Below are 21196 nucleotides of genomic sequence, written 5' to 3'. Positions count from 1 at the left end.
TTTATTAAAGATTAATATAAAAAGTCCCAAGTGAATGAACTCACCTGGGACGTAACTTTTTTTATTTTAGAATTTGAACTTTCACTGTTTTTCTTCCCCATTGAATAGCTTTCTTATAAGAAGGAACGAAGAGATCAATCTTTTTCCCTTTTATCGCACCGCCCGTGTCACCGGCGATCGCATAGCCATACCCTTCAACATAAACCTTTGTGCCTAATTTGATGACTTTAGGGTCAACAGAGATAACTTTAAGTTTTGGATTTTTCTTTAAATTTAAACCTAAAGCAGTGATACCAGAACATCTTTTACAATTTGCTGTATAAGCAGTAGCGCTAACAGTAATTGTTTTTACTACTTTTTGCTTCTTTGAGCCCGTTGTAGTAGTTGTGGCCTTCTTAGCAGGTTTACTAGCCGTTGTGCCAGACACCTTTAGCTTTTGATTTGGGTGAATCGTATTTGATTTAAGGTTATTCCATTTTTTTAATGTATTTACTGAGACTTTATATTTTTTTGCAATACGATAAAGTGAATCGCCACTCTTAACTTTATATGTATTGGATGCTGCGGATGCGTCGTGATTACTTCCAAATAATATCATACCTGCCAAACCAAACATGACGAGGAATTTCTTCATAACTAAAACCCCTTTCTACTGTTATATAAAAGTTACCACAATAATATTACACAAATATTTCAATAGCTTACTAGTTTCATGACAAATTCGTTATATTAAGGTGTCATTTAGTAATAATGAGTTATTAATTTGGTGTCAGGCACCGTTTGTGGACAAAAACTACGTTTTTGTCTGTGTGGAGTGCATGTATTATTTAATTTGGAATTATTTTACAATATTATTTTCTCTACTTAGGTTAACTAGAGGAGAAATAATATTCTTCTATTGCACCTAATCTATCAACGAAATGATAAAATGATTAATAAATAGAATGGCATATTATGTGAAATAATCATAATGGAGGTTTACTAGTGAAATATATTTGGTCTCTGAGTCTGATGGTTCTCAGCTTACTTTTTATGTCTTCGGACGCCAGTGCTGATGGGATTAATGCCCATCCAAAGAAAATTGATCCAGATGTGTTATTTAAGGAGAAGGCGGAATACATTGCCGAAGAACTAATCGTCAAATTTGCGCCAGATACAACACAAACGGAACGGGAGGATTTACTGAAACAAGTGGATGTAGAAGAAGAAACTCCATTAGATGACCAGGATTTCTCCTTAGTTAAAGTCACGCCCGGTACGAATTTAACCACGATTGCGAAACAGTTATTAATGAGTAAGCAAGTGCTTTTAGTCGAACCAAATTACAAGTTCAAAAAAGCATACCTTCCGAAAGAGCCTGGCTATAGCCGGCAATGGTACCTTCCTAAACTCCAACTGCCTAAAGCATGGGACAAAACAAAGGGGTCTTCGAAAATTACCGTTGCAATTATTGATGGCGGGGTTCAGAAGGATCACCCAGACATAAAAGGAAAAATTGTCAGCCCTTATAATGCCGTAAATGGTTCTTCCAGTTATGCTCCTGATGAACATGCTACACATGTTGCTGGCATTATCGCAGGAAGTTTTAATAAGTATGGGATTGCTGGGATTGCTCCAGATGTAAAAATCATGCCAATTAATGTTTTTCAAGGAGACCTGGCAAGTAGTGATACGGTCATCCGAGCCATCTATTATGCCGTAGCTCACCATGCGGATGTTATTAATATGAGCCTTGGGGATGATAGTTATAGTTATTTACTAGAGTCTGCTACAAAGTATGCCAAATCAAAAGGTGTGGTCCTCGTGGCTGCGGCCGGTAATTCTAGTACGTTTTTGCCGATGTATCCTGCCGCATCTGAGGGTGTGATAGGGGTTAGTGCCACTGACCGAAACGATCGAATTGCCAGCTTTTCAAACTATGGAAATTATATAGATCTTGCTGCTCCAGGGGTGGATATTTATTCATCCATAGCTGGAAGTACATATGCTTCGTATGACGGCACATCAATGGCTGCACCGATGGTTTCAGGAATTGCTGCGCTTGTCCGTACGAAGAACCCATTTTTAAGTCCAAGCCAGGTAGAAACCATTCTGAAAAAATCAACAATTGATCTCGGCAGCAGGGGATGGGATGAAGATTTCGGATATGGAAGAATTGATGCGTATAAGGCAGTTTCGAATACACCTGCACCGATTTCAACCATAACGGCTCCGAAAACCTATACCATGACAGGGAAAAACAAAGCTGCATTTTCATTTAAAACAACAAGTAAAACCAAGGTTTCTTTATCAATCAAAGATGCACACGGAAAAACAGTAAGAAAGGTACTATCTAATAAAACCTCTACAGGAGCGAAAATCTCCGCTTCGTGGGATGGAAAATCAACAAGTAAAAAGTTTGTTACAACGGGTACCTATAAAATAGAAGTGAAAATCACCAAAGGGTCCGAAAGCTACTATAAAAGTACGATGATTAAGGTTGTTAATCATACGAAACCTGCCATTTTGGTGTCAGGCACCTACTCCTATTCTCCGAATGTAAGTAGGAAGGTTACAATCCCTTATGAGTTAACGCAAAAAGTGAAGGTAACTGCTGTTGTGATGGATAAAAACGGTAAAACGGTTAAGAAAATTCTATCTAAAAAAACCATCTCAGCCGGAAAGCATTCAATCGTATGGAATGGGAAAACAACCAAAGGTCGTCTAGTGAAGGATGGGACATACCAGATCGCTTGGACATTGACAGATAGTCACAATAAAAAAGTGAAAACCAAAAAAGTTCAACTAACAGTGGACAGTGTCCGGCCAACTGGAACAATAACACTATCATCCACCCTGTTTAAAATGGACACCAAAAGCACGAACACCTTGAAAATGAATTTAAAAGAAACCTCATATGTAATCGTTTATGTTGTCAATGAACAAGGGACAATCATTAAGAAAGTAATTAACAAAAAAGCTAACCCTGGTACTCTCACCGCCAACTGGAATGGGAAAAATGATAAAAATCAACTGGTTCCTGAAGGCACGTACCGTTATTTCGTTCAGTTTAAAGATATGGCTGGAAATTTAACCAAGATAAACAGCCCTTCACTGATCCTGCAGGACTGGCGTGTACCTGTAATCACGTCGGGAAAAGATTATTATTTAAAAACAAAAGGAGCCATGACCATCGGCTATACCTTAAACAAACCTGGAAAGGTGACAATTGGAATTTATCAAAACGGAAAACGCCTATCTACTATTAAAACAGATGCAGCCGAATTAGCGGGGCAGCACTCGTTTACATGGAATGGGACGGATGATGTCAACAACCAGCTTAACGACGGTCTCTATCAGTTTAAAATTAAAGTCGTTGATAAGTATAATATCACTCAAATCTACTCAGGAAATGTCCATGTCGAGCTGAATACAATTGAAATAAGTTATCCTGCAGTGGTCATGTTCTATCCAGGTGAAGGCAGTGAGGTCCATTACAAACTCTCACGGCCAGCGAATGTGACGATAGAAATTTTGAATCAAGCGAATCAAAAGATTAAAACCATAGCACAAGATAAAGCATTAAGTGAAGGAATCCAATCTTTTAGCTGGCTTAGCGGCGATGAGAAAGGTGACACGTATTATTATGTCATTACCGCAAAGAATGCTTACGGACAAAAGTCTGTTAAGGGGAAAATGACTTCAACAGGTAACCCAGCGTGGTTAGTTTCACATAGTTTTAGCTTTCACTTAGCTTCTGATCAAATTTATAACGACCAATTACAGATGAAAATTAACACAAAACAGCAGATAACGGCTATCGTTCATGTTTATAATGATGAGGGCAGTTCGCAAATTGCCCAAAAGCAATATACGGTGAAGGCAGGTTCTAATACGCTTGTCTATACCAAGCCTTCAAAATATTCCTGGTATTACTATTTGATCGAATATCGTGATTCATTAGGAAATGAATATTGGTATGAAATTAATGAATAATAAAAAACAGTCTGCCAAATCTTGGGCGGACTGTTTTTATCTTCAAGTAGTTTCCAATTGTGTTTTCATTTCTGTTTGAAGCCGTTCTTTTTCGTCAGCGGGAACGACGTAGTAATAGATGCCGTTCATTCTTGTTCCTTTTCCTTCGATGGTCATTTGGTCGATGTTACCAACTACACTTTTGTAGTTCTTTTGAATAGCAATCATTTGATCAAAGGTGAGATTTGTTTTTACATTTTTCCCGAGTGCAGAGAAAATATCACTATAATTGGCCAGTGAAGATAGACTTGCTCCCTCTTTGATGACCCCTTGGATAATTTGACGCTGGCGGATTTGGCGGCCAAAATCACCGCGCGGGTCTTCTTTCCTCATTCGAGTATAGGCAAGAGCCTTTTTGCCATTCAAGGTCACTTCCCCTTTAGGAAAATGATAGCCTCCATAAGAAAAATCCAGATCATTATTCACCGTTATACCGCCAACAGCATCGACGATATCCTTAAAACCTTCCATGTTCACTCTTACAAAGTAATCAATCGGGATATCTAAGAAGTGTTCAACCGTGTTCATCGCCATTTCTTCGCCGCCAAATGCGTAGGCATGATTTATTTTATCCTCTGTTCCTTTTCCAACAATTTCCGTACGTGTATCCCGAGGGATACTTAGCATCTTAACCGAATTAAGCTTCGGATTAATGGATAAAACAATCATGGTGTCTGAACGGCCTCTATCCCCTTTACGCTGGTCGACCCCTAAAAGTAATACGGAAAATGGCTGTTTGTTTTGTAAGGATACTTCCTCAGTCCGCTTTTCTGATGTACGCTCGACAGGGTGATGCATAGTTTCGACAGCAGTTGTTAAAGAATTATATACGGAATAGGCATAAACTCCCACCCCGATTATTAATAAAAGTAAGACAATCCCAGTTACGCGTAGCCATGTTCTCTTTTTCTTTTTTACAGCTCTCATCAAATTTTCCTCCACAACGGTATTTTGAACTATATTTTAGAATATCAGAACTTATCGAAATTTAATACATTTATTTCAAAAACTTACATATTTTTTTACTGGATTTATTGGAAATAATTCTTTCATGAATAATCTATAAAAAATGGAGAGGATTCTTTAAAAACAATAGATTAAAAGGAAGAAAACTCAAAAAATATATTGTGAATAATTCGTAAATTATAGAAAAAGGTCTATTATTCTTTTGGAAAAATTAGTAGAATAGTCATGCAATACAAATTATTTTGTCGAAGGGCGGAAAAAGTGTGAAGAGACAGATAAAAAGAAGCATGAAGAGACGGATGCTTAATAGTTCTCTAGCAACTGCGCTAGCGCTTACAGCAATTCCTTTGAATATTTTCCCACAGGCTGCAAAAGCTGAAGGAACAGGGAATACAGCTACACTACGTATCTTGGAAACTACAGACTTACATTCTAATGTTTTACCGTATGATTATTTCAAGGATGTTGCAGTGCCGAATTATGGTTTGGCAAAAACTGCTACACTAATAAAGCAAGCACGATCAGAAGTTGATAACTCGATGCTATTTGATGCTGGTGATACGATTCAAGGAAATCCACTAGCAAGCTATGTAGCAAAAGTAAATAAACTAGGACCAAATGAAACCCATCCTATTTACAAAGCAATGAACTATTTAAAATATGATGCAGGTATCGTTGGGAACCATGAATTTAACTATGGTTTAGATTACTTAAAGGATGTTCAGGAAGAAGTCCAATTTCCGATTGTAAACGCTAACATTTATAAAGATGACCACGATTCCGACTCAACCAATGATGTAAACTATTTCACTCCATATAAAATTGTAGACAAAACCATTAAGGATGCTGCCGGCAATGAACATATTATTAAAGTCGGGGTTATCGGTTTTGCTCCACCGCAAATCATGAATTGGGATAAAGATAACCTAACGGGTAAAGTCATTACAAAAAATATTGTTTCCCAAGCCAATAAATTTATTCCACAAATGAAGGCTGAAGGTGCCGATGTTATTGTAGCAATTGCCCACTCTGGCTGTGATATCACTGCTGAAGGGCAAGAGGACGCAGAGAATGCTGTTTATGATTTAACAAAAGTACCTGGCATTGATGCGATGTTATTCGGACATGCTCATGTAAATTTCCCGAATGGTCCAGAATTCCATCAAGGTGGAAAAGTAGAAAATCCAGATCTTCCAAGTATCGATAATACAAAAGGTACAATCAATGGCACACCGGCAGTTGAAGCAGGCTTCTGGGGTAATAACCTAGGTGTCATGGACTTAGCGCTTGTACAAGATACAAATGGCAAGTGGTCTGTGGATAAAGCTAATTCAAAATCCGTTAACCGTCCAGTAAGTGCTGATACGGCTTCAGACGAGACCATTGTTAGTGATACCCAAGAAATTCATAACAAAACGCTTGAATATGTACGTGGAAAGATTGGTACGACAGAAATTCCAATGCACAGCTTCTTCACACGTGTTATGGATGACGCCTCCACACAAATTGTAAACAATGCACAAATGGATTATGTGAAAAAAGCGATTGCGAACACAGAATATAAGGATGTGCCAGTTATTTCAGCTGCAGCACCATTTAAAGGCGGCCGCGGCGGTGTAACAGATTACACAAACATTGCTAAAGGCGATGTCACGATTAAGAGTGCAGCTGATTTATACTTGTTTGATAACACCTTAAAGGCTCTAGAAATTACAGGTGATCAAGTGAAGCGCTGGATCGAAGAATCAGCGAAACAGTTTAATACAATTGACCCTAATAATCCGGAGCAGCAAGATTTACTTGATTATGATTTCCGCCCTTACAATTACGATGTCATTGATGGGGTAAAATACGACATTGACGTGACAAAGCCAAAAGGTGAGCGTGTTGTGAACCTCCGAATGATGGATGGAACTCTTGTTAAGATGGACCAAAAATTCATCATCGCAACAAATAACTATCGTGCTGGCGGAAGCGGCGGTCTAGCAGAATTGAAGAATTTAAAGCCTGTTGTGGATTCTCCGTTTGAAAATCGTCAAATCCTTATGGATTATATCAGTGCACAAGGTACCATCAATCCGGTTCCGGATAACAACTGGAAAATTGCTCCGGTTGGCGGCACAGCGAAGGTTGTCTTCCACTCTAATCCGGATGCTAATGCATACCTTGGTCAACAACCAGATGTTAAAGACCTTGGTCCATCAACAACAAAACCAGGCTACCAACTATATGAATTAGACCAAAATGTACACGTTCAATTATTAGGAATCAATGACTTCCATGGACAATTAGATACTTGGCGATCTATTAAGGACTCCACAGGTAATGTTGTCGATTACTCTGGTGGTATTGAATGGTTAGCAGGTTATTTAAAAGACAGAGAAGCAACTAACCCAGCAAATACCTTAATGATCCAAGCTGGCGACCTTGTTGGGGCTAGCCCACCAGTATCTGCATTATTACAAGATGAGCCAACAATTCGTTTGATGAATGAAATTGGTTTAGATGTTGGTACAATAGGTAACCATGAATTTGACGAAGGCGTAGCAGAAATGAAGCGTCTGATTAACGGTGGGGATAATCCGAAAACCGCGCAATATGAAGCTAAATATGGCAAGTTTACAGGTTCAACAATGGATTACGTTGTTGCAAACGTAGTGGATGAAAAAACTAATCAACCTATTTTAGACCCATATGTTGTAAAAGAAGTAGACGGCATTAAGATTGGCTTTATCGGCGTTGTTACAACTGAAACTCCAACAATTGTTACTCCAAGCGGTGTTGCAGGCGTGAAATTCACTGATGAAGTTACAGCTGTTAACAAATATGCAAAAGAATTAACGGATCAGGGCGTTAAAACAATTGTTGTATTGGCGCATGATCCTGGAACTTCAAAAACAGATGGTACTGCAGCAACTGGAAAAGTTGTTGATATGGCTAAAGACATTGACCCAGCAGTCGACGTTATTTATGGAGCGCATGACCATAAATATCTCAATACAAATGTTGATGGAAAAGTATTAGTTCAGTCTTGGTCTTATGGGACAGCCTTCTCTGATATTGATTTAACGATTGACCCTTCTACAGGAGATGTGATTAAAAATCAAACTAAAGCTGAAGTTGTCGATACACTTCACAGCAAGATTAAAGCAGATACAAAAATTAAAGCTGAGCTTGATGGATACCAAGAAGATATTAAACCAGTAGTCAGCCAAGTAGTAGGGGCTACCTCTGCACCAATCACAAATACTGCAAATGAATCAGGTGAATCTGCACTTGGTAACTTAATTGCCGATGGAATGCGCACAGTGACTGGTACTCAATTAGGATTCATGAATTCTGGCGGTATTCGTAACCCACTTCCAGGAGGAGAGATCACTTGGGGCGATTTGTTCAAGGTACAGCCATTTGGTAATGATCTAGTAACAATGACTATCACTGGTGATCAAATTAGAACACTATTAAATCAGCAATTCCAAGCACCACCAAGCTACAATAAAATCATGGCAATTTCAGGTCTTAAATACACTTGGAGCAATAATAAGCCATATGGAAGCAAAGTGCTTGATATCTATCTAGAGAACGGTACTCTAATAAATCCAACATCCGAATACACGATTACAGTAAATAACTTTATGGCAGACGGCGGCGACGGATTTGAGATCCTTAAGTCAGGTAAGAATCGCTTAACAAATGTAACGGACTTAGACGGATTTGTTCAGTATTTCAAATCCTTACCACAACCTGTTTCTGCACAAATTGAAAAAAGAATTATCATTGATAAAGAAGTAACTGCTGACATTAATGAAGTAACAGACCAATCGACTACTGTAACGGGTAAAACTGAAGCTGGTGCAACTGTTGCGGTAACAGCTGGTGAAATTAGTAAAACAACCACTGCTGCTGAAGATGGAAGTTTCTCAGTAGAGATTCCAGTCCAAAAAGCAGGAACTGAAGTTGTTGTTTCTATTACGGATAAAGCTCTAAACGTAAAAGAAGTTCGCTTAACTGTTAAAGACGTAACTGATCCAAATGCTCCTGTTCTTGAACCGGTAACCAATTTGTCTACTGTAATTAAAGGTCACGGTGCAGAACCTGGTACACATGTTTACATTACAAATGGTTTCAATTTGAAGGTACATTTAACAGCAGATGCTAATGGTAATTTCAGTGTTCCATTAATGGCGCCGCTTAAAGAAGGCACCCAAATATTCGCATTCTCTGTTGATTTATCATTCAACTTAAGTCCAATTGGCTATACAGTCGTTCTTGACGTAATTGCTCCGAATAAGGCTGTCGTAAATGCAGTAAGCAACAAAGATAAAGTGGTATCTGGAACTGCTGAGGCTGGTTCTACAGTTACTGTATCTAGCAGCAAAGGTGTTCTAGGCACTGCAAAAACTGGTGCTGATGGTAAATTCTCTATATCTCTAAAATCTGCTCTAGGTGCCAAAACTGTAGTAACTGTCGTGGTAACTGATCCATCAGGCAATAAGAGTGAAGCAACAACTGTTACAGTTGGTGATAAAATTTCTCCAGTTGTAAGCGGAGTCGTTAATAATGGGATCTACAATAAAAACGTTACCGTTAAATTTAATGAAGGAACTGCAAAGTTAGATGGTAAATCCTTCAGAAATGGCACACTTGTTGCTAAAGAAGGAGTCCACACATTAGTGGCAACTGATGAAGCAGGCAACAAAACAACCGTAAAGTTCACGATTGATAAAAAGGCGCCAGTCGTTACAGGTGTTGTAAATAACGGACTTTACAAAAAAGATGTAACCATCAACTTTAATGAAGGTAAAGCATTATTGAATAATAGAGCTATACCAACTAAGAAAGTAGTGAAAACTGACGGAAGTTACACATTAGTGGTAATGGATGCAGCTGGTAACAAAACATCTGTCAAGTTTGCAATTGATAAAAAAGCTCCAAGCACACCATCTGTTGATAAAATTACGGTGAAAACTACCAAAGTAACTGGTAAAGCAGAAGCCTATTCAACGGTCAGTGTAAAAGTGAGCGGCAAGGTGATTGGTTCTAAAAAAGCTGATAAATATGGCAAGTTCTCGATCTCAATCAAAAAACAAAAAGCTGGCAAAGTGGTTGAAGTCGTAGCAGTAGACAAGGCTGGAAATGTAAGTAAGGCTAAGAAAGTAACCGTAAAGTAATAAGTTAAACAGAAAAAACCTCTGAAAAAATTTTTCAGGGGTTTTTTCTGTTTCAAATCTATGAAATGATTCGTTCGACTAGCCAAATAGCTCCTAAAATAAATATGATCGATGAACTGATTTGAACGAATCTACGTGAGATCTTTAATCTGAAAATATACGTAAGTAAAGGTAATAGTAAAAGAACAATTGCTAACTGCACCGCTTCAATCCCCAGGTTAAAATTAACTAATGCAACAGCAAGGTGGCTTTTCGCAATCTCCATTTCCTTTAAAATACTAGCAAACCCAAGCCCGTGAATTAAACCAAACAAAAAAGTGATACTCCAGCGGTGTCTAATCTCCTTGCGGAAAATATTCTCTAAAGCCACGTAACAAATACTAAAGGCGATGGTGGCTTCTACAAAACGAGAAGGTAACGTGATCCAGCCTAAAACCGCGAGGCTAAGGGTGACGCTGTGTGCCAATGTAAAGGCTGTGACAATAGAAATATACTGTTTGAGGGTTTGTTTTCTTAACAACAAGGCAAAAAGAAATAATAGGTGATCATAGCCAGTAATAATATGGAGCATCCCTAATTTGAAAAATGAAAACCACGAAGAAGTGGTGGTTTGTGGTTCTGGCGCAGCTGCCTTGGCTTGATCTTGTTCCGTGCCAGGCGCAGGCTGGGTGGTTTGGTCCTGACCTTGTTCCTGCTGTACCTCAGTTAAAAGAATCGTCCAAGTCCGTTCCTTCCCTTGTAATACAGCCTCACTCGTTTGGCCCATAAAAGATGCTGAAATCAAATCAACATAATTCGTCCCCGTATCATTAAAATAAAAGCCATCATTATAAACGATTGTATCCCCAGCCGAAAAGGCCGGAAAGGTCATCGTCGTGGAAAGAAACTCTTTGTTTTCTTTTTTTACTAGCTTCATTGTTTCTACTTTAGGAGTCACTTCTTTGTTGTTCTTGTCCAAGGTCAAACCTTCAGTAATTAATTCCTCAATATGATGCTGCTCTTTTTTTACCTCAGATTTTTCAAGTACCCAGTTTTTATTTAGGTCAATATCGGGTAATAGTTCTATAAGGGATAAAGTATCAAGGGTGAATACTAACTCAGTTTTCTTTTCGTCCATTGTTATTTTTGTATAACTAGCACTATATGCATGGGCATCGGTGAGTTTAGGGAAACAAAGTAAGCTAATAAGAAGGATGGATAGTAAACTACAGAAATAGCGGCTTCTGTCAAAATAATTCACAATTTGTCGGATTTTGCAGATAAATGGATGCACTAATGAACCTCCTGTATATTATAAAAAAATTAACTAAATTTACCAATTAGAATAATGAATGTAAAACCTCCTTAATATAATCACATTGTATCTATATTTGTATACAGAAATGAAAAATTATTTTAGCTATTTAGAAAAAATTGTAAAAATGTTTCTATATCCAAAGTACTGAAAATTTTGTAGAATTATAGAGCAATATAATACCTTGGTGCGAAAGCAATGTAAGCGTTTTTTTATTGGGGTAAATGAAATTACTACAAAGGGTGGTAGATGGATGAAAGCAAGTCATAGGAAGTTTAAGCGCTGGACAAGCACGGTCACGGCAGCACTTCTTTTGGTCAGTACCTTTTTGCCGAGTGGTCTAATTACTAGAGCACATGCAGAACAGGCTGATCACATTGTTATCTCTCAAGTTTATGGAGGGGGAGGTAATGGTAGTGCTGTATACACAAATGACTTTATTGAATTATATAATCCAACGGATAGTGATATTGCATTAGATGGTTGGTCTGTCCAGTGGGCAAGTGGTACTGGAACTTCTTGGGCCGTTAACACTTTAACTGGAACCATTAAATCTCATGGATATTACTTAATTCAAGAAGCGGCAGGAACTACTGTTAAGGACAAACCTTTACCAACACCTGATACTACAGGTCCTTTTACAATGGGAGCAGGGTCAGGAAAAGTTGTACTAGTCGATAATACTACAACAGTTACTGGGCAATATCCTAATAATGTAGTCGATTTTGTTGGTTATGGCTCAGGAACCGTTGGTTATGAAGGGACAACAGGTCCTACAAAAACCCCATCAGCAACCCTTAGTGCAGTACGTATTCCTTATGCGAATACTGCACCAGCAGCCAATCTAGGTAATGCGTGGGATACTAATGATAATGCAGCAGATTTTGTTACTATTACTCCTAATCCTAGGAACTCACAGAGCCCAACTGAAGCCCCGATGGTTCCAGTAATCAGCTTGCAGCCAAAAGGAAATACAATTCAATTTTTACAACAACAAGATAATTCAGCTACCTTAAAGGGTGGTGCTGGTTCAGCTGAACCTAACTCAACCGTGAGTATCTATGAAACAGCAGCTAAAGGAACAGCATTTGGCACAGCAAAGGCAGCTGCTGACGGTTCCTTTGAAATCAGCTTCACAGCATCTAAAGCACTTCCAACTGTTTATGTGTCTGCTAAACAAGGAGATATGGACGAAAGTGCGGCTATTCAAATTGATGCAGCCAAAGCATCAGCAAATGTTACTGTTGATAAATTAAACTACATGGTATCAGGTGGTACAGGTACATTAATTGGTAATGCAGGCGCAGCTGCTAAAGATTCCATTATAAATGTATATGCCACAGAAAGTGCAACTGAAGCACTTGCAACGGCAACAGCAGGAACAACTGGAGATTTTAACATTAAAATTAACAGCAATGCTCCTGATAAAGTGTATGTAACACAACAAACCGCTTCAGCTAAGGGGATCATGCTTCCAAGTGCTCCTGTAGCGATTGAAAAGGCTGTGTTGAATACCATCACACCACTTAACGAAGTGAAAGCAACTGACTCGAAAGGGATTCTAACAAACCTAAACGGGTTCTTCACAGTTGAAGGTATTGTAACCATTCAAAATGGTATTTTAGGTACACAGAAGAACAACTTCTATATCCAAGATGCAACAGGCGGAATCAATGTTTTTGGAAGCCTTGATTCAGGTCTAACTGTACAACGCGGTGACAAGTTACGAGTTACAGGTAAAGTCATCGTTTATAAGGGAATGACTGAGTTTGAGCCTACTGCTATTCAGAAATTGGATGAAGGCCTAGCACTTCCAACGGTTAAGGAAGTAACCATTCCAGAAGTAACTACATTTGCATCAGCTGAACCTCTTGAAGGAAGCCTTGTAAAAGTAACAGGAAAAATTTCTGCAGTAGAAGTAACTGCACCAAATTATAACGTAACAATTGTTGATGAAAACAATAAAACTACTATTCTAAGAGTTATGGAGAAGACTGGCATCAATCCAGATACCGATCTTGTGATTGGTAAAAGCTACTCCATCACAGGAATTGTCGGTCAATACACTTCAAATGCTACACACGTTAATGGATACCAAGTATTCCCTCGTGACGTAAAAGATATAGCTTCTATCTTAGGAATTACACACACACCATTAACAGAAGTATACAAAGATACAAATGTTGAATTTGTAGCCAATGCCGATGGTGCAGAAAGTGTAACTGTTTACTATCGTGCTAAAGGAGAAACAACTGAGTATATTCCATTGACAATGGGCAATGACGACACAGGTCGTTATACAGCAACATTGGAAGCAGCAAACGTTCCACCAAACGGTTTTGATTACTATATCGAAGCTATAGCAGGCACGAAGGTACAATCAGTTGGAACAGGTGCAGCACCAAATTCGGTAGCGGTGATTGAAGATACAACGGGTCCTGCCTTCAGCGGAGAGACACCGCAAAAAGATGCAAAAGTGGAAACTCCACGTCCTGAAATTACAGCTCTAATTAATGATCCAAGCGGAGTTGATGAGTCATCTGTTCAAATGTGGCTTGATGACAAAGAACTGAAGGCTCCAGAAGCTACAATTACTAAAACGCAGGTTAAATACACACCAACAGAGGATCTTACAATTGGGGTCCATACGGTAAAGGTGTCTGCAACAGATACAAAAGGCAACGAGAATACAACGGAATGGACGTTTGAAATCGTTCCACGTTTTGATGGCGGAAACCACTACCGTGGTACCACACACAATCACACCAACATTTCACATGATGGTGCGGGAACGCCAGAAGATGCCTTAAAAGCTGGTCAAAAATATAATTACGATTGGTTTGCTTTCTCTGACCACTCACATGATATTGATCCTGAAAAATTAGGAACTGATACAGTCAACCGTACTGCAAAAGATGGTAAAACTGTAATGCAGGAACGTTCAGGTGGAACACAGTGGCAAACAACGAAAGACCTAGCGAAAGAATATACAAAGAACGGTGAATATGTTGTATTCCCTGCATTTGAAATGACTTCAACTACATGGGGCCACTCCAATATCTTTGGTACAGATAATTTTATCGACCGTAACATTAACGGGAAGCAATACCAAGACTTAAATCAGTATTATGCATGGGTATTAACATACGACAATATCGTTGGTCAATTTAACCATCCTGATATGTCAGCCAATGCTTTTAACAACTTTAAGCCTTACAATAGCGATGTTGATAAATTATTTACCATGCTTGAAGTCGGTAATGGTTCTGGTCACTATGGCTACGCCAATGCCGAAGCAAAATACTTCTCTACATTAGATTTAGGCTGGCACCTTGCTCCTACGTATGGTGAAGATAATCACGAAGGAACATGGGGGCAAATCAATGCTCGTACCGTAATCGTAGCAGACGATCTTTCTCAGGATTCTTTAATGAACTCGATGCGTAATATGCGCGTCTACATGGAAGAAGATCCAAACTTCACATTAGATGTATCAGCTAATGGCTACTATATGGGTTCAACGGTTGATAGTAAGAACCTAACATTTGATATTAAGGGAAGCGACTTAGTAGCGGAAGCGAAAAATAGCACAGACTATGATTATCTTCCAGCATCATATAAATCAGATGATAGAATTGCAAAAGTTGAATTAATCTCAAATGGCAGCAAAGTAGTCGATTCAATTACACCAATGAAAAATGAGTTTGCTTGGAAACCAGAATATACGGTAACAGGCGGCCAGCAATGGTTTGTCGTGAAAGTTACTCAAATGGATGGCGAACGTATTTATTCTTCTCCAATCTGGTCAAAAGAAGAATCAGTAGATGTAAAAGTAAATGGAATTGATATTGATGGCGGAGTTATCGTTGGCGGCAACCCTTCTACATTAAAGGCAGCAGTTGCAAACAATGGTACAGAAGTCGTTAAAAATCTAAAAGTAGATTTCTATTATGATGAAGTAAAGACTGAGAATTTTATTGGTACAAATAATATCTCTTCCATTTTATCTAAAGCTTCCGCCACAGCAACAGCCACATGGGATAGCCCGATTAAAGGGGACCATAAAATCATTGCGGTGGTTACATCCTTAGACGGACTTGATCTTGGTGATGTTCAATACACATTACCTGTAAAAATCAAAGAGCCGCTTGGCATTAAAGTATTAATTGATGCGAACCATTCTAACGAAAATACAAGTGGTGACAGTGGAACGTATAAGGATAACTTAAAAGCCTTTACACTTATGCTTCAAAAAGAAGGATACACGGTTGCTGAAAATAAAGCAGCTTTAACAGATGAAGTGTTAAGCAGTGCAAAAGTATTAGTGTTAACACATGCAAGAACAGCTCTTACAACTGATGAAAGAGCAGCCGTAACAAAGTTTGTGAAAAATGGTGGGTCTTTATTAATGGCTGGTAAAAGCAATAATGGTTCCACAGATCCAACCGTTAATAACGGATTATTAAGTGACCTTGGTTCTGCCATCCGTATGGGGAATGATGGCGTATTTGATGATAGTAAGAGTGGGAACTTCTGGAGCGACCCAGCTGTCAGCCCATATGCAGTCAGAGTACATCCAGGATTAGTAGCCAACCATATAACTGACCGCGTATCGTTTGTCGATTACTATAGCGGAACAAGCCTATCTGGCGCTGATAATCAGGCATTAACTGAAACAAGTAAGGTAACGATCCTTGCCAAAGGAAATGAAACAACGTACCAAGGAAATATTAAAGGCGGATACACCTATGATGCCGTTTCTGATGCATCAGGCGGATCAGCCATTCCATTAATCGCTTCTGAAGAAATTGGCGAAAATGGAAGAATCATTGTTTCAGGGATGAACATCTTTAATGATAAACAGATGGATGAATCTTATGAACCAAAGGGCAATGACGAATTAATTTTTAACTCAGTCAATTGGTTGGCACATCGTGAAATGCAAGTGCAAAATATTGCAGATGTGCGTAAACTGGCTGATGATACAGATGTAGTGGTTGAAGGAACGGTTACCACTGGTGCAGGCGTCTTCTTTGATGCGTTCAACTTACAAGATGAGACTGGCGGTATCATGGCATACCTTGAAGTTCCAGATGGTTCATTAAAACCAGGCGATAAAGTACGTGTTTATGGTCACATTAAGAGATTTGATAATAATATTGAGTTAGAGTTTACTAGCTTTGCAAAAGATGTTATTAAACTTGGATCAGGTGATCCTGTCCAACCGAAACTAGTACCGACTGGGGAAGCAACATCTGCTGCCAACCAAGGATTCCTAGTGAAAGTTAAAGGTCAAGTCGTATCCAAGTTTGATGAAAATTCTTATGTCATCAATGATGGTTCTGGTGATGTGTTAGTGTTCACGGATGGATACATTGTGAACCAAAGCAATGTTCAGGTACCAGTTCTTAAAACGGGTGACACCCTAGAGGCAGTTGGTTTATCTGGTGCTTTTGCACAGGGTACACGTATCCGTGTAAGAGATACAAGAGAACTAATAGGAACGGCAGATACTACTGCTCCAGAAAAGCCGTTTGTAAATGCTGTGACTGATGCTGATGAAGTAATCAGTGGAACAGCAGAAACGGGCTCTAAAGTTGTCGCAAAAGTAGAAGGTCAAGAAATAGGTACAGCAACAGTTAATGCTGAAGGTCAATTTACAATGACCATAGCTAAACAAGCAGCAGGCGTGAAAATTGTTGTAACAGCTGCTGACAAAGCGGGCAATGTAAGTTTAGAGACTGAAAAAACAGTCCAAGACGAAAAAGTTACAACTGTGAGTGTCGCAACAGACAAGCCTGGAACACAGGTATTTAAAGATCCAATTCAGTTTACAGCTACTTCACAAGGAAGCAGGGGCCCTGAATATCGCTTCTATATTCTTGATAAAAAGGGAGCAGTAATCGTATTACAAGATTACGGTGTCAGCAATACTTTGAAATGGACAGCAAAAAATCCAGGTACCTATACTATTTTTGTAGAAGCAAAAGACAAATATAATTCTGGATTATCTTCATATTATTATGAAGCGCGAACGGAATTAACCTTTGATGTAGAAGCAGGTAAAGGTAAAGTAAAAAATTAAAAAAGTGGAATGAATAGGACATCCTCTTTCCGCCTCAGACTGTCGACAAATCCTAAAAATTGGGGTTTGCCGATAGTCTTTTTTTTGTGGGTATCCACATTGGATATCCTTTTCCACTATCTATTTCCTTTTTATAGTAGAATCCTATATTCATAAATTGTGAATTTTGTTAAAATTTAAGAAAGATAAAATGTAAGAAGGATGGGGAAAGGGTTGAAGGCAGGACGTTTTTTACTAGGAATAATTAGTGCTTTTTTAGTATTTTCCATGATTATCCCTAGCCAACAGGCAAATGCTGCAGAATTAACAGCGCATCAGGATTTTACTAAAAAGGTATCTGTTGAACTAAACAAGTACATAAAAAAATCTGGCGGTGTAGTTATGCTGCAGTACCAGGATTTAGTAACAGGTGAGAGCTTTCAAATAAAAGGGAAAACCTCTACCAGTGCGGCAAGCACGATTAAATTGCCGCTAGCCCTCTATATTATGGAGCAAGCAGCTAAAGGCAAGATCAATTTGAATCAGAAGCTGAAATACAAGAGTTATCATTATTATGGCGGCAGCGGCGTCATTCAAAAGGATAAAGTTGGGACGTACTACACCATTCGTGATTTGGTTAAAAAAGCGATGATTTATAGTGATAATATTGCCTTTATCATGTTAAAGGAACGAGTCGGACAACAAAATTTTATTAAATATATGAAAAGCGTTGGCGGCAAGTATGCCTATCCGAATGGGAGAAATTTAACTTCTGCAAAAGATTTAACAATCTATGCGAAAAGGCTCTATCAATTCTCGAATAGAAGCCCGTTAGGCAAAGAACTAGTCGGCTATTTGAAAAAAACCGTTTATAATACGACCATTCCACGCGGAATTAAGGGGACCCCCGTGGCCCACAAGGTTGGGATGATTCCAATGGACCGAATCTATAACGATGCAGCGATTGTGTATGACAAAAACCCTTACGTCTTAGCAATCATGACAAGAGGTATTTCCTATGAGAAGTCTCAAAAGGTCATTGCCGGGGTTGCGGCTATAGTTAATAAATATCATAAAGCGAAGGCGTCAGCACCATATTTTAAGAGTAAAGCAGATGTAACCATCTATCAAAATAACAGCAAAACAGCTGCGATTGGAACATTGAAAAAGTACCAAACTCTGAAAATTATCTCAACCAAGGGTACTTGGTTTGGAGTCAAATTTGGAAAAGGAACCGGATATATTGAAAAGAAATCAGTGGTTGCCCTAAAGAAAACGACCGTAAGCGGCTGGGCTGCAACCCTTCCCCAAATCGGCATCATTAAAATGAAGGAGAAAACCCCAGTGGTCGACAAAACTATTTCAGGTAGAGTCATTGCCTATATTAATAAAGACCAAGATTACTATTTTTTCAAAATAGACAAAGATTACTATGTTGTTGATTTAGGTGGAAGAGTTGGCTATGTCGCTAGTAAATATATTACTGATCTTAGTATAAGCATGTAAATTTTCCGTCTTAGCTAGGGAGAATTCACCCCTAGCTTTTTTACATCATTCTATGGAGGGGTTGACGAGAGATGAAGAGAATAAAATGGATGGTACCATTGCTGAGTTTACTGCTATTGGCAGCAAACACAGGTAAGGCAGAGGCAGCCACTAGTGTGATTGATAAAACGCCGCCGAAAATGCCTACGGTAAATAATCTGACCAATAAGTCCTTTACGATCTCAGGTAAGGCTGAGGCAAATGCCATCGTTTATGTAAATAGAAACTCAAAGTATTATTTAAAGAAGGCTGCAGACAAAAACGGAAATTATTCTTTTCCGATTCCGCAGCAAAAAAAACAAACGGTCATCGAGGTTTATGCTGTCGATCAAGCAAAAAATAAAAGTTTAGCAAGAAAAGTGATTGTTAAGTCAAAGCCCAAGCTAAAAAAGCAGAAATTGAATGTGTCCGTCATTCGCCAAATGCCTGAGCTGCCGCGTGGGTGTGAAGTGACGAGTTTAGCGATGATGTTGAATTATTCAGGTACAAAGGCAAATAAAATGACACTGGCCAAACAAGTGAAAAAGAACCCAGCTGTCATGCAACGGAAAAACGGCAAAATCTATTTCGGCCATCCTAATTATGGGTTTGTCGGCAATATGTATACCTTCAATAAACCAGGGTTAGGTGTTTTTAATAAACCGATTGAAGCTTTAGCAGAACGATATAAACCGAATCGGATTAAAAATTTAACTGGAAAGCCGTTCGAAACGATTTTAAGTTACGTAAGTGCCGGCCATCCGGTCTGGATTATTAATACGAGCTGGTTCAGCCGTGTTCCTAATTCTTATTGGCAGACATGGTACACTTCACATGGAACGGTTCGGATTACCTATAAGGAACATTCAGTTGTGATCACTGGCTACGATTCTAAATATGTTTATTTCAATGATCCGTTGGATGGAACGAAGAATAAAAAGCGCCCGATCAAAACATTTGTTGAGGGATGGAAACAATTTGGAAGCCAAGCGATTAGTTATTTTTAAGACGTTCCCATCCTTGTTTTTCTGAAAAAAGGAATATGAACCAGATCGATTAGGAAGTTAATTCCGATCGAAACCATGATGGTTAGGATAAACACCCAAATCACGATTAGGGTCGAATAGTATGGAGCAAAGCTGATTTCTTGAAAAAAGTAATAGATAAAAAAGGTATGTGTCAGCCAAATAATCGTTGAGTGTTTTCCTAATAGAAGAAATAACCTCTCCAGTATGGTGATATTTTGAACTAGTTTCACAAACGAGAAAATCACCATAGGGGCAAGAATAAAATCTGAGTAGTTATAGATTCCTTCTATTTCAGGCCCTCTTGTTCCAATAATAAATTTGAAAGAGTACTGTCTAAAATAAAAGTAGAGAACAAGAAGCAGCAAAAACACAATCTTATTATTTAGGTGTATTTTAGAGAAAAATGCATCCATTTTTTCAAATAAAGAATATTTGGAAAAGTAGATCCCAGTAATGAACATGATTTGCCACTGAAATAACGTCCCTAAATGATTGATTCCAATCTGAACTAGTTCCAGGTTAGAAAAAAATTCGTCAATGTGTAAAAAGAAAGCAGAAAGAAACAAAAAAATAAATGAGAGGTAGCTTGTCAAAGTAGGCCATTTTTCAATCAATTTTATAATCAATGGGAAAAGCAGTACCAATTCAATGTAAACAGAGATGAACCACCACTCGCCATTATAGGTATGAATCAGAGCAAATAAATTATAAATAAACAGTTTAGGGTTCCACGCATACCTTACCGTGTCATCAAAATATTTGAGTCCAATCGGAATAAAAATAAAAAAGACAAGCCAGTAAATAGTAAAAAAGTTAAATACCCTTATCAGCCCCTGGCGGAAGGTAAACTTGTGTTTTGATTCGAAGCTTTTATAAAGACCCAATCCGCTGAGGAACAGGAAAATAGCTACACATAGTTTACCAAACTGACCAATGAGCTGGTCTAAAGGTAAGTTATCAACCATCATAATCGGCTTGTAATGGACAGCCTCAATACGGTTGGGAAAAGCAAATAAATGGTGATAAACCATTAAGACGATGGCAAGTCCCTTGGAAATCGCGGTCATATTTCTAGAAAAAATAAATGGTTTATCTTCCATATATCATTCACCTCAGGAAAAAAATCCCGTTTTAT

At 38.6% G+C, this 21196-nt stretch carries 9 protein-coding genes; 5 read left to right on the top strand and 4 right to left on the bottom strand.

The window, feature by feature from the left end; genetic code table 11:
- Positions 1-61 precede the first annotated feature (61 nt).
- Positions 62-634 carry a 3D domain-containing protein gene (locus M3610_RS08570; RefSeq protein ID WP_251458311.1) on the bottom strand — a complete coding sequence of 191 codons (573 nt, stop codon included), beginning with the start codon at positions 632-634 and terminating at the stop codon, positions 62-64.
- Between the two features lie 350 nt (positions 635-984).
- On the opposite strand from M3610_RS08570, the gene M3610_RS08565 reads away from it, so the two are divergent.
- The gene (locus M3610_RS08565; protein ID WP_251458308.1) at positions 985-3975 is read left to right on the top strand and encodes a S8 family serine peptidase; all 2991 of its coding nucleotides are present in this window, start codon (positions 985-987) and stop codon (positions 3973-3975) included.
- A 42-nt stretch (positions 3976-4017) separates the two neighbouring features.
- Here M3610_RS08565 and tagU read toward each other — a convergent pair whose 3' ends face one another.
- On the bottom strand, positions 4018-4941 hold the full coding sequence (tagU, locus tag M3610_RS08560; protein ID WP_251458305.1) for a polyisoprenyl-teichoic acid--peptidoglycan teichoic acid transferase TagU: 924 nt from the start codon (positions 4939-4941) through the stop codon (positions 4018-4020).
- 302 nt (positions 4942-5243) lie between these two features.
- On the opposite strand from tagU, the gene M3610_RS08555 reads away from it, so the two are divergent.
- Complete coding sequence (locus tag M3610_RS08555) at positions 5244-10151, top strand: bifunctional 2',3'-cyclic-nucleotide 2'-phosphodiesterase/3'-nucleotidase (RefSeq protein WP_251458302.1); 4908 nt, start codon at positions 5244-5246, stop codon at positions 10149-10151.
- A 58-nt stretch (positions 10152-10209) separates the two neighbouring features.
- On the opposite strand, the gene M3610_RS28315 is transcribed toward M3610_RS08555, so the two are convergent.
- Positions 10210-11424, bottom strand: a complete 1215-nt coding sequence (locus M3610_RS28315; protein ID WP_251458299.1) for a HupE/UreJ family protein — start codon at positions 11422-11424, stop codon at positions 10210-10212.
- A gap of 274 nt (positions 11425-11698) precedes the next feature.
- On the opposite strand from M3610_RS28315, the gene M3610_RS08545 reads away from it, so the two are divergent.
- The 3 genes from M3610_RS08545 to M3610_RS08535 all read left to right on the top strand — a co-directional run bounded on the left by M3610_RS08545 (position 11699) and on the right by M3610_RS08535 (position 20040).
- Positions 11699-17530 carry a DUF4350 domain-containing protein gene (locus M3610_RS08545; protein ID WP_251458296.1) on the top strand — a complete coding sequence of 1944 codons (5832 nt, stop codon included), beginning with the start codon at positions 11699-11701 and terminating at the stop codon, positions 17528-17530.
- 213 nt (positions 17531-17743) lie between these two features.
- On the top strand, positions 17744-19015 hold the full coding sequence (locus M3610_RS08540) for a serine hydrolase (RefSeq protein WP_251458293.1): 1272 nt from the start codon (positions 17744-17746) through the stop codon (positions 19013-19015).
- A 71-nt stretch (positions 19016-19086) separates the two neighbouring features.
- The gene (locus tag M3610_RS08535; RefSeq protein WP_251458288.1) at positions 19087-20040 is read left to right on the top strand and encodes a C39 family peptidase; all 954 of its coding nucleotides are present in this window, start codon (positions 19087-19089) and stop codon (positions 20038-20040) included.
- Here the strand turns inward: M3610_RS08535 and M3610_RS08530 are convergent.
- On the bottom strand, positions 20037-21161 hold the full coding sequence (locus M3610_RS08530; protein ID WP_251458285.1) for an acyltransferase family protein: 1125 nt from the start codon (positions 21159-21161) through the stop codon (positions 20037-20039). The genes M3610_RS08535 and M3610_RS08530 overlap by 4 nt on opposite strands.
- Positions 21162-21196 lie beyond the last annotated feature (35 nt).

This window comes from Neobacillus sp. MER 74, assembly GCF_023714155.1.
The sequence above is the reverse complement of the archived record's forward strand: the minus strand, read 5'-3'. Positions and strand labels throughout refer to the sequence as shown.

Coding starts and splice junctions, on each gene's coding strand:
- M3610_RS08570 (WP_251458311.1), bottom strand. CDS start 634: ATGAAGAAATTCCTCGTCATGTTTGGTTTGGCAGGTATGATATTATTT.
- tagU (WP_251458305.1), bottom strand. CDS start 4,941: ATGAGAGCTGTAAAAAAGAAAAAGAGAACATGGCTACGCGTAACTGGG.
- M3610_RS08545 (WP_251458296.1), top strand. CDS start 11,699: ATGAAAGCAAGTCATAGGAAGTTTAAGCGCTGGACAAGCACGGTCACG.
- M3610_RS08535 (WP_251458288.1), top strand. CDS start 19,087: ATGAAGAGAATAAAATGGATGGTACCATTGCTGAGTTTACTGCTATTG.
- M3610_RS08530 (WP_251458285.1), bottom strand. CDS start 21,161: ATGGAAGATAAACCATTTATTTTTTCTAGAAATATGACCGCGATTTCC.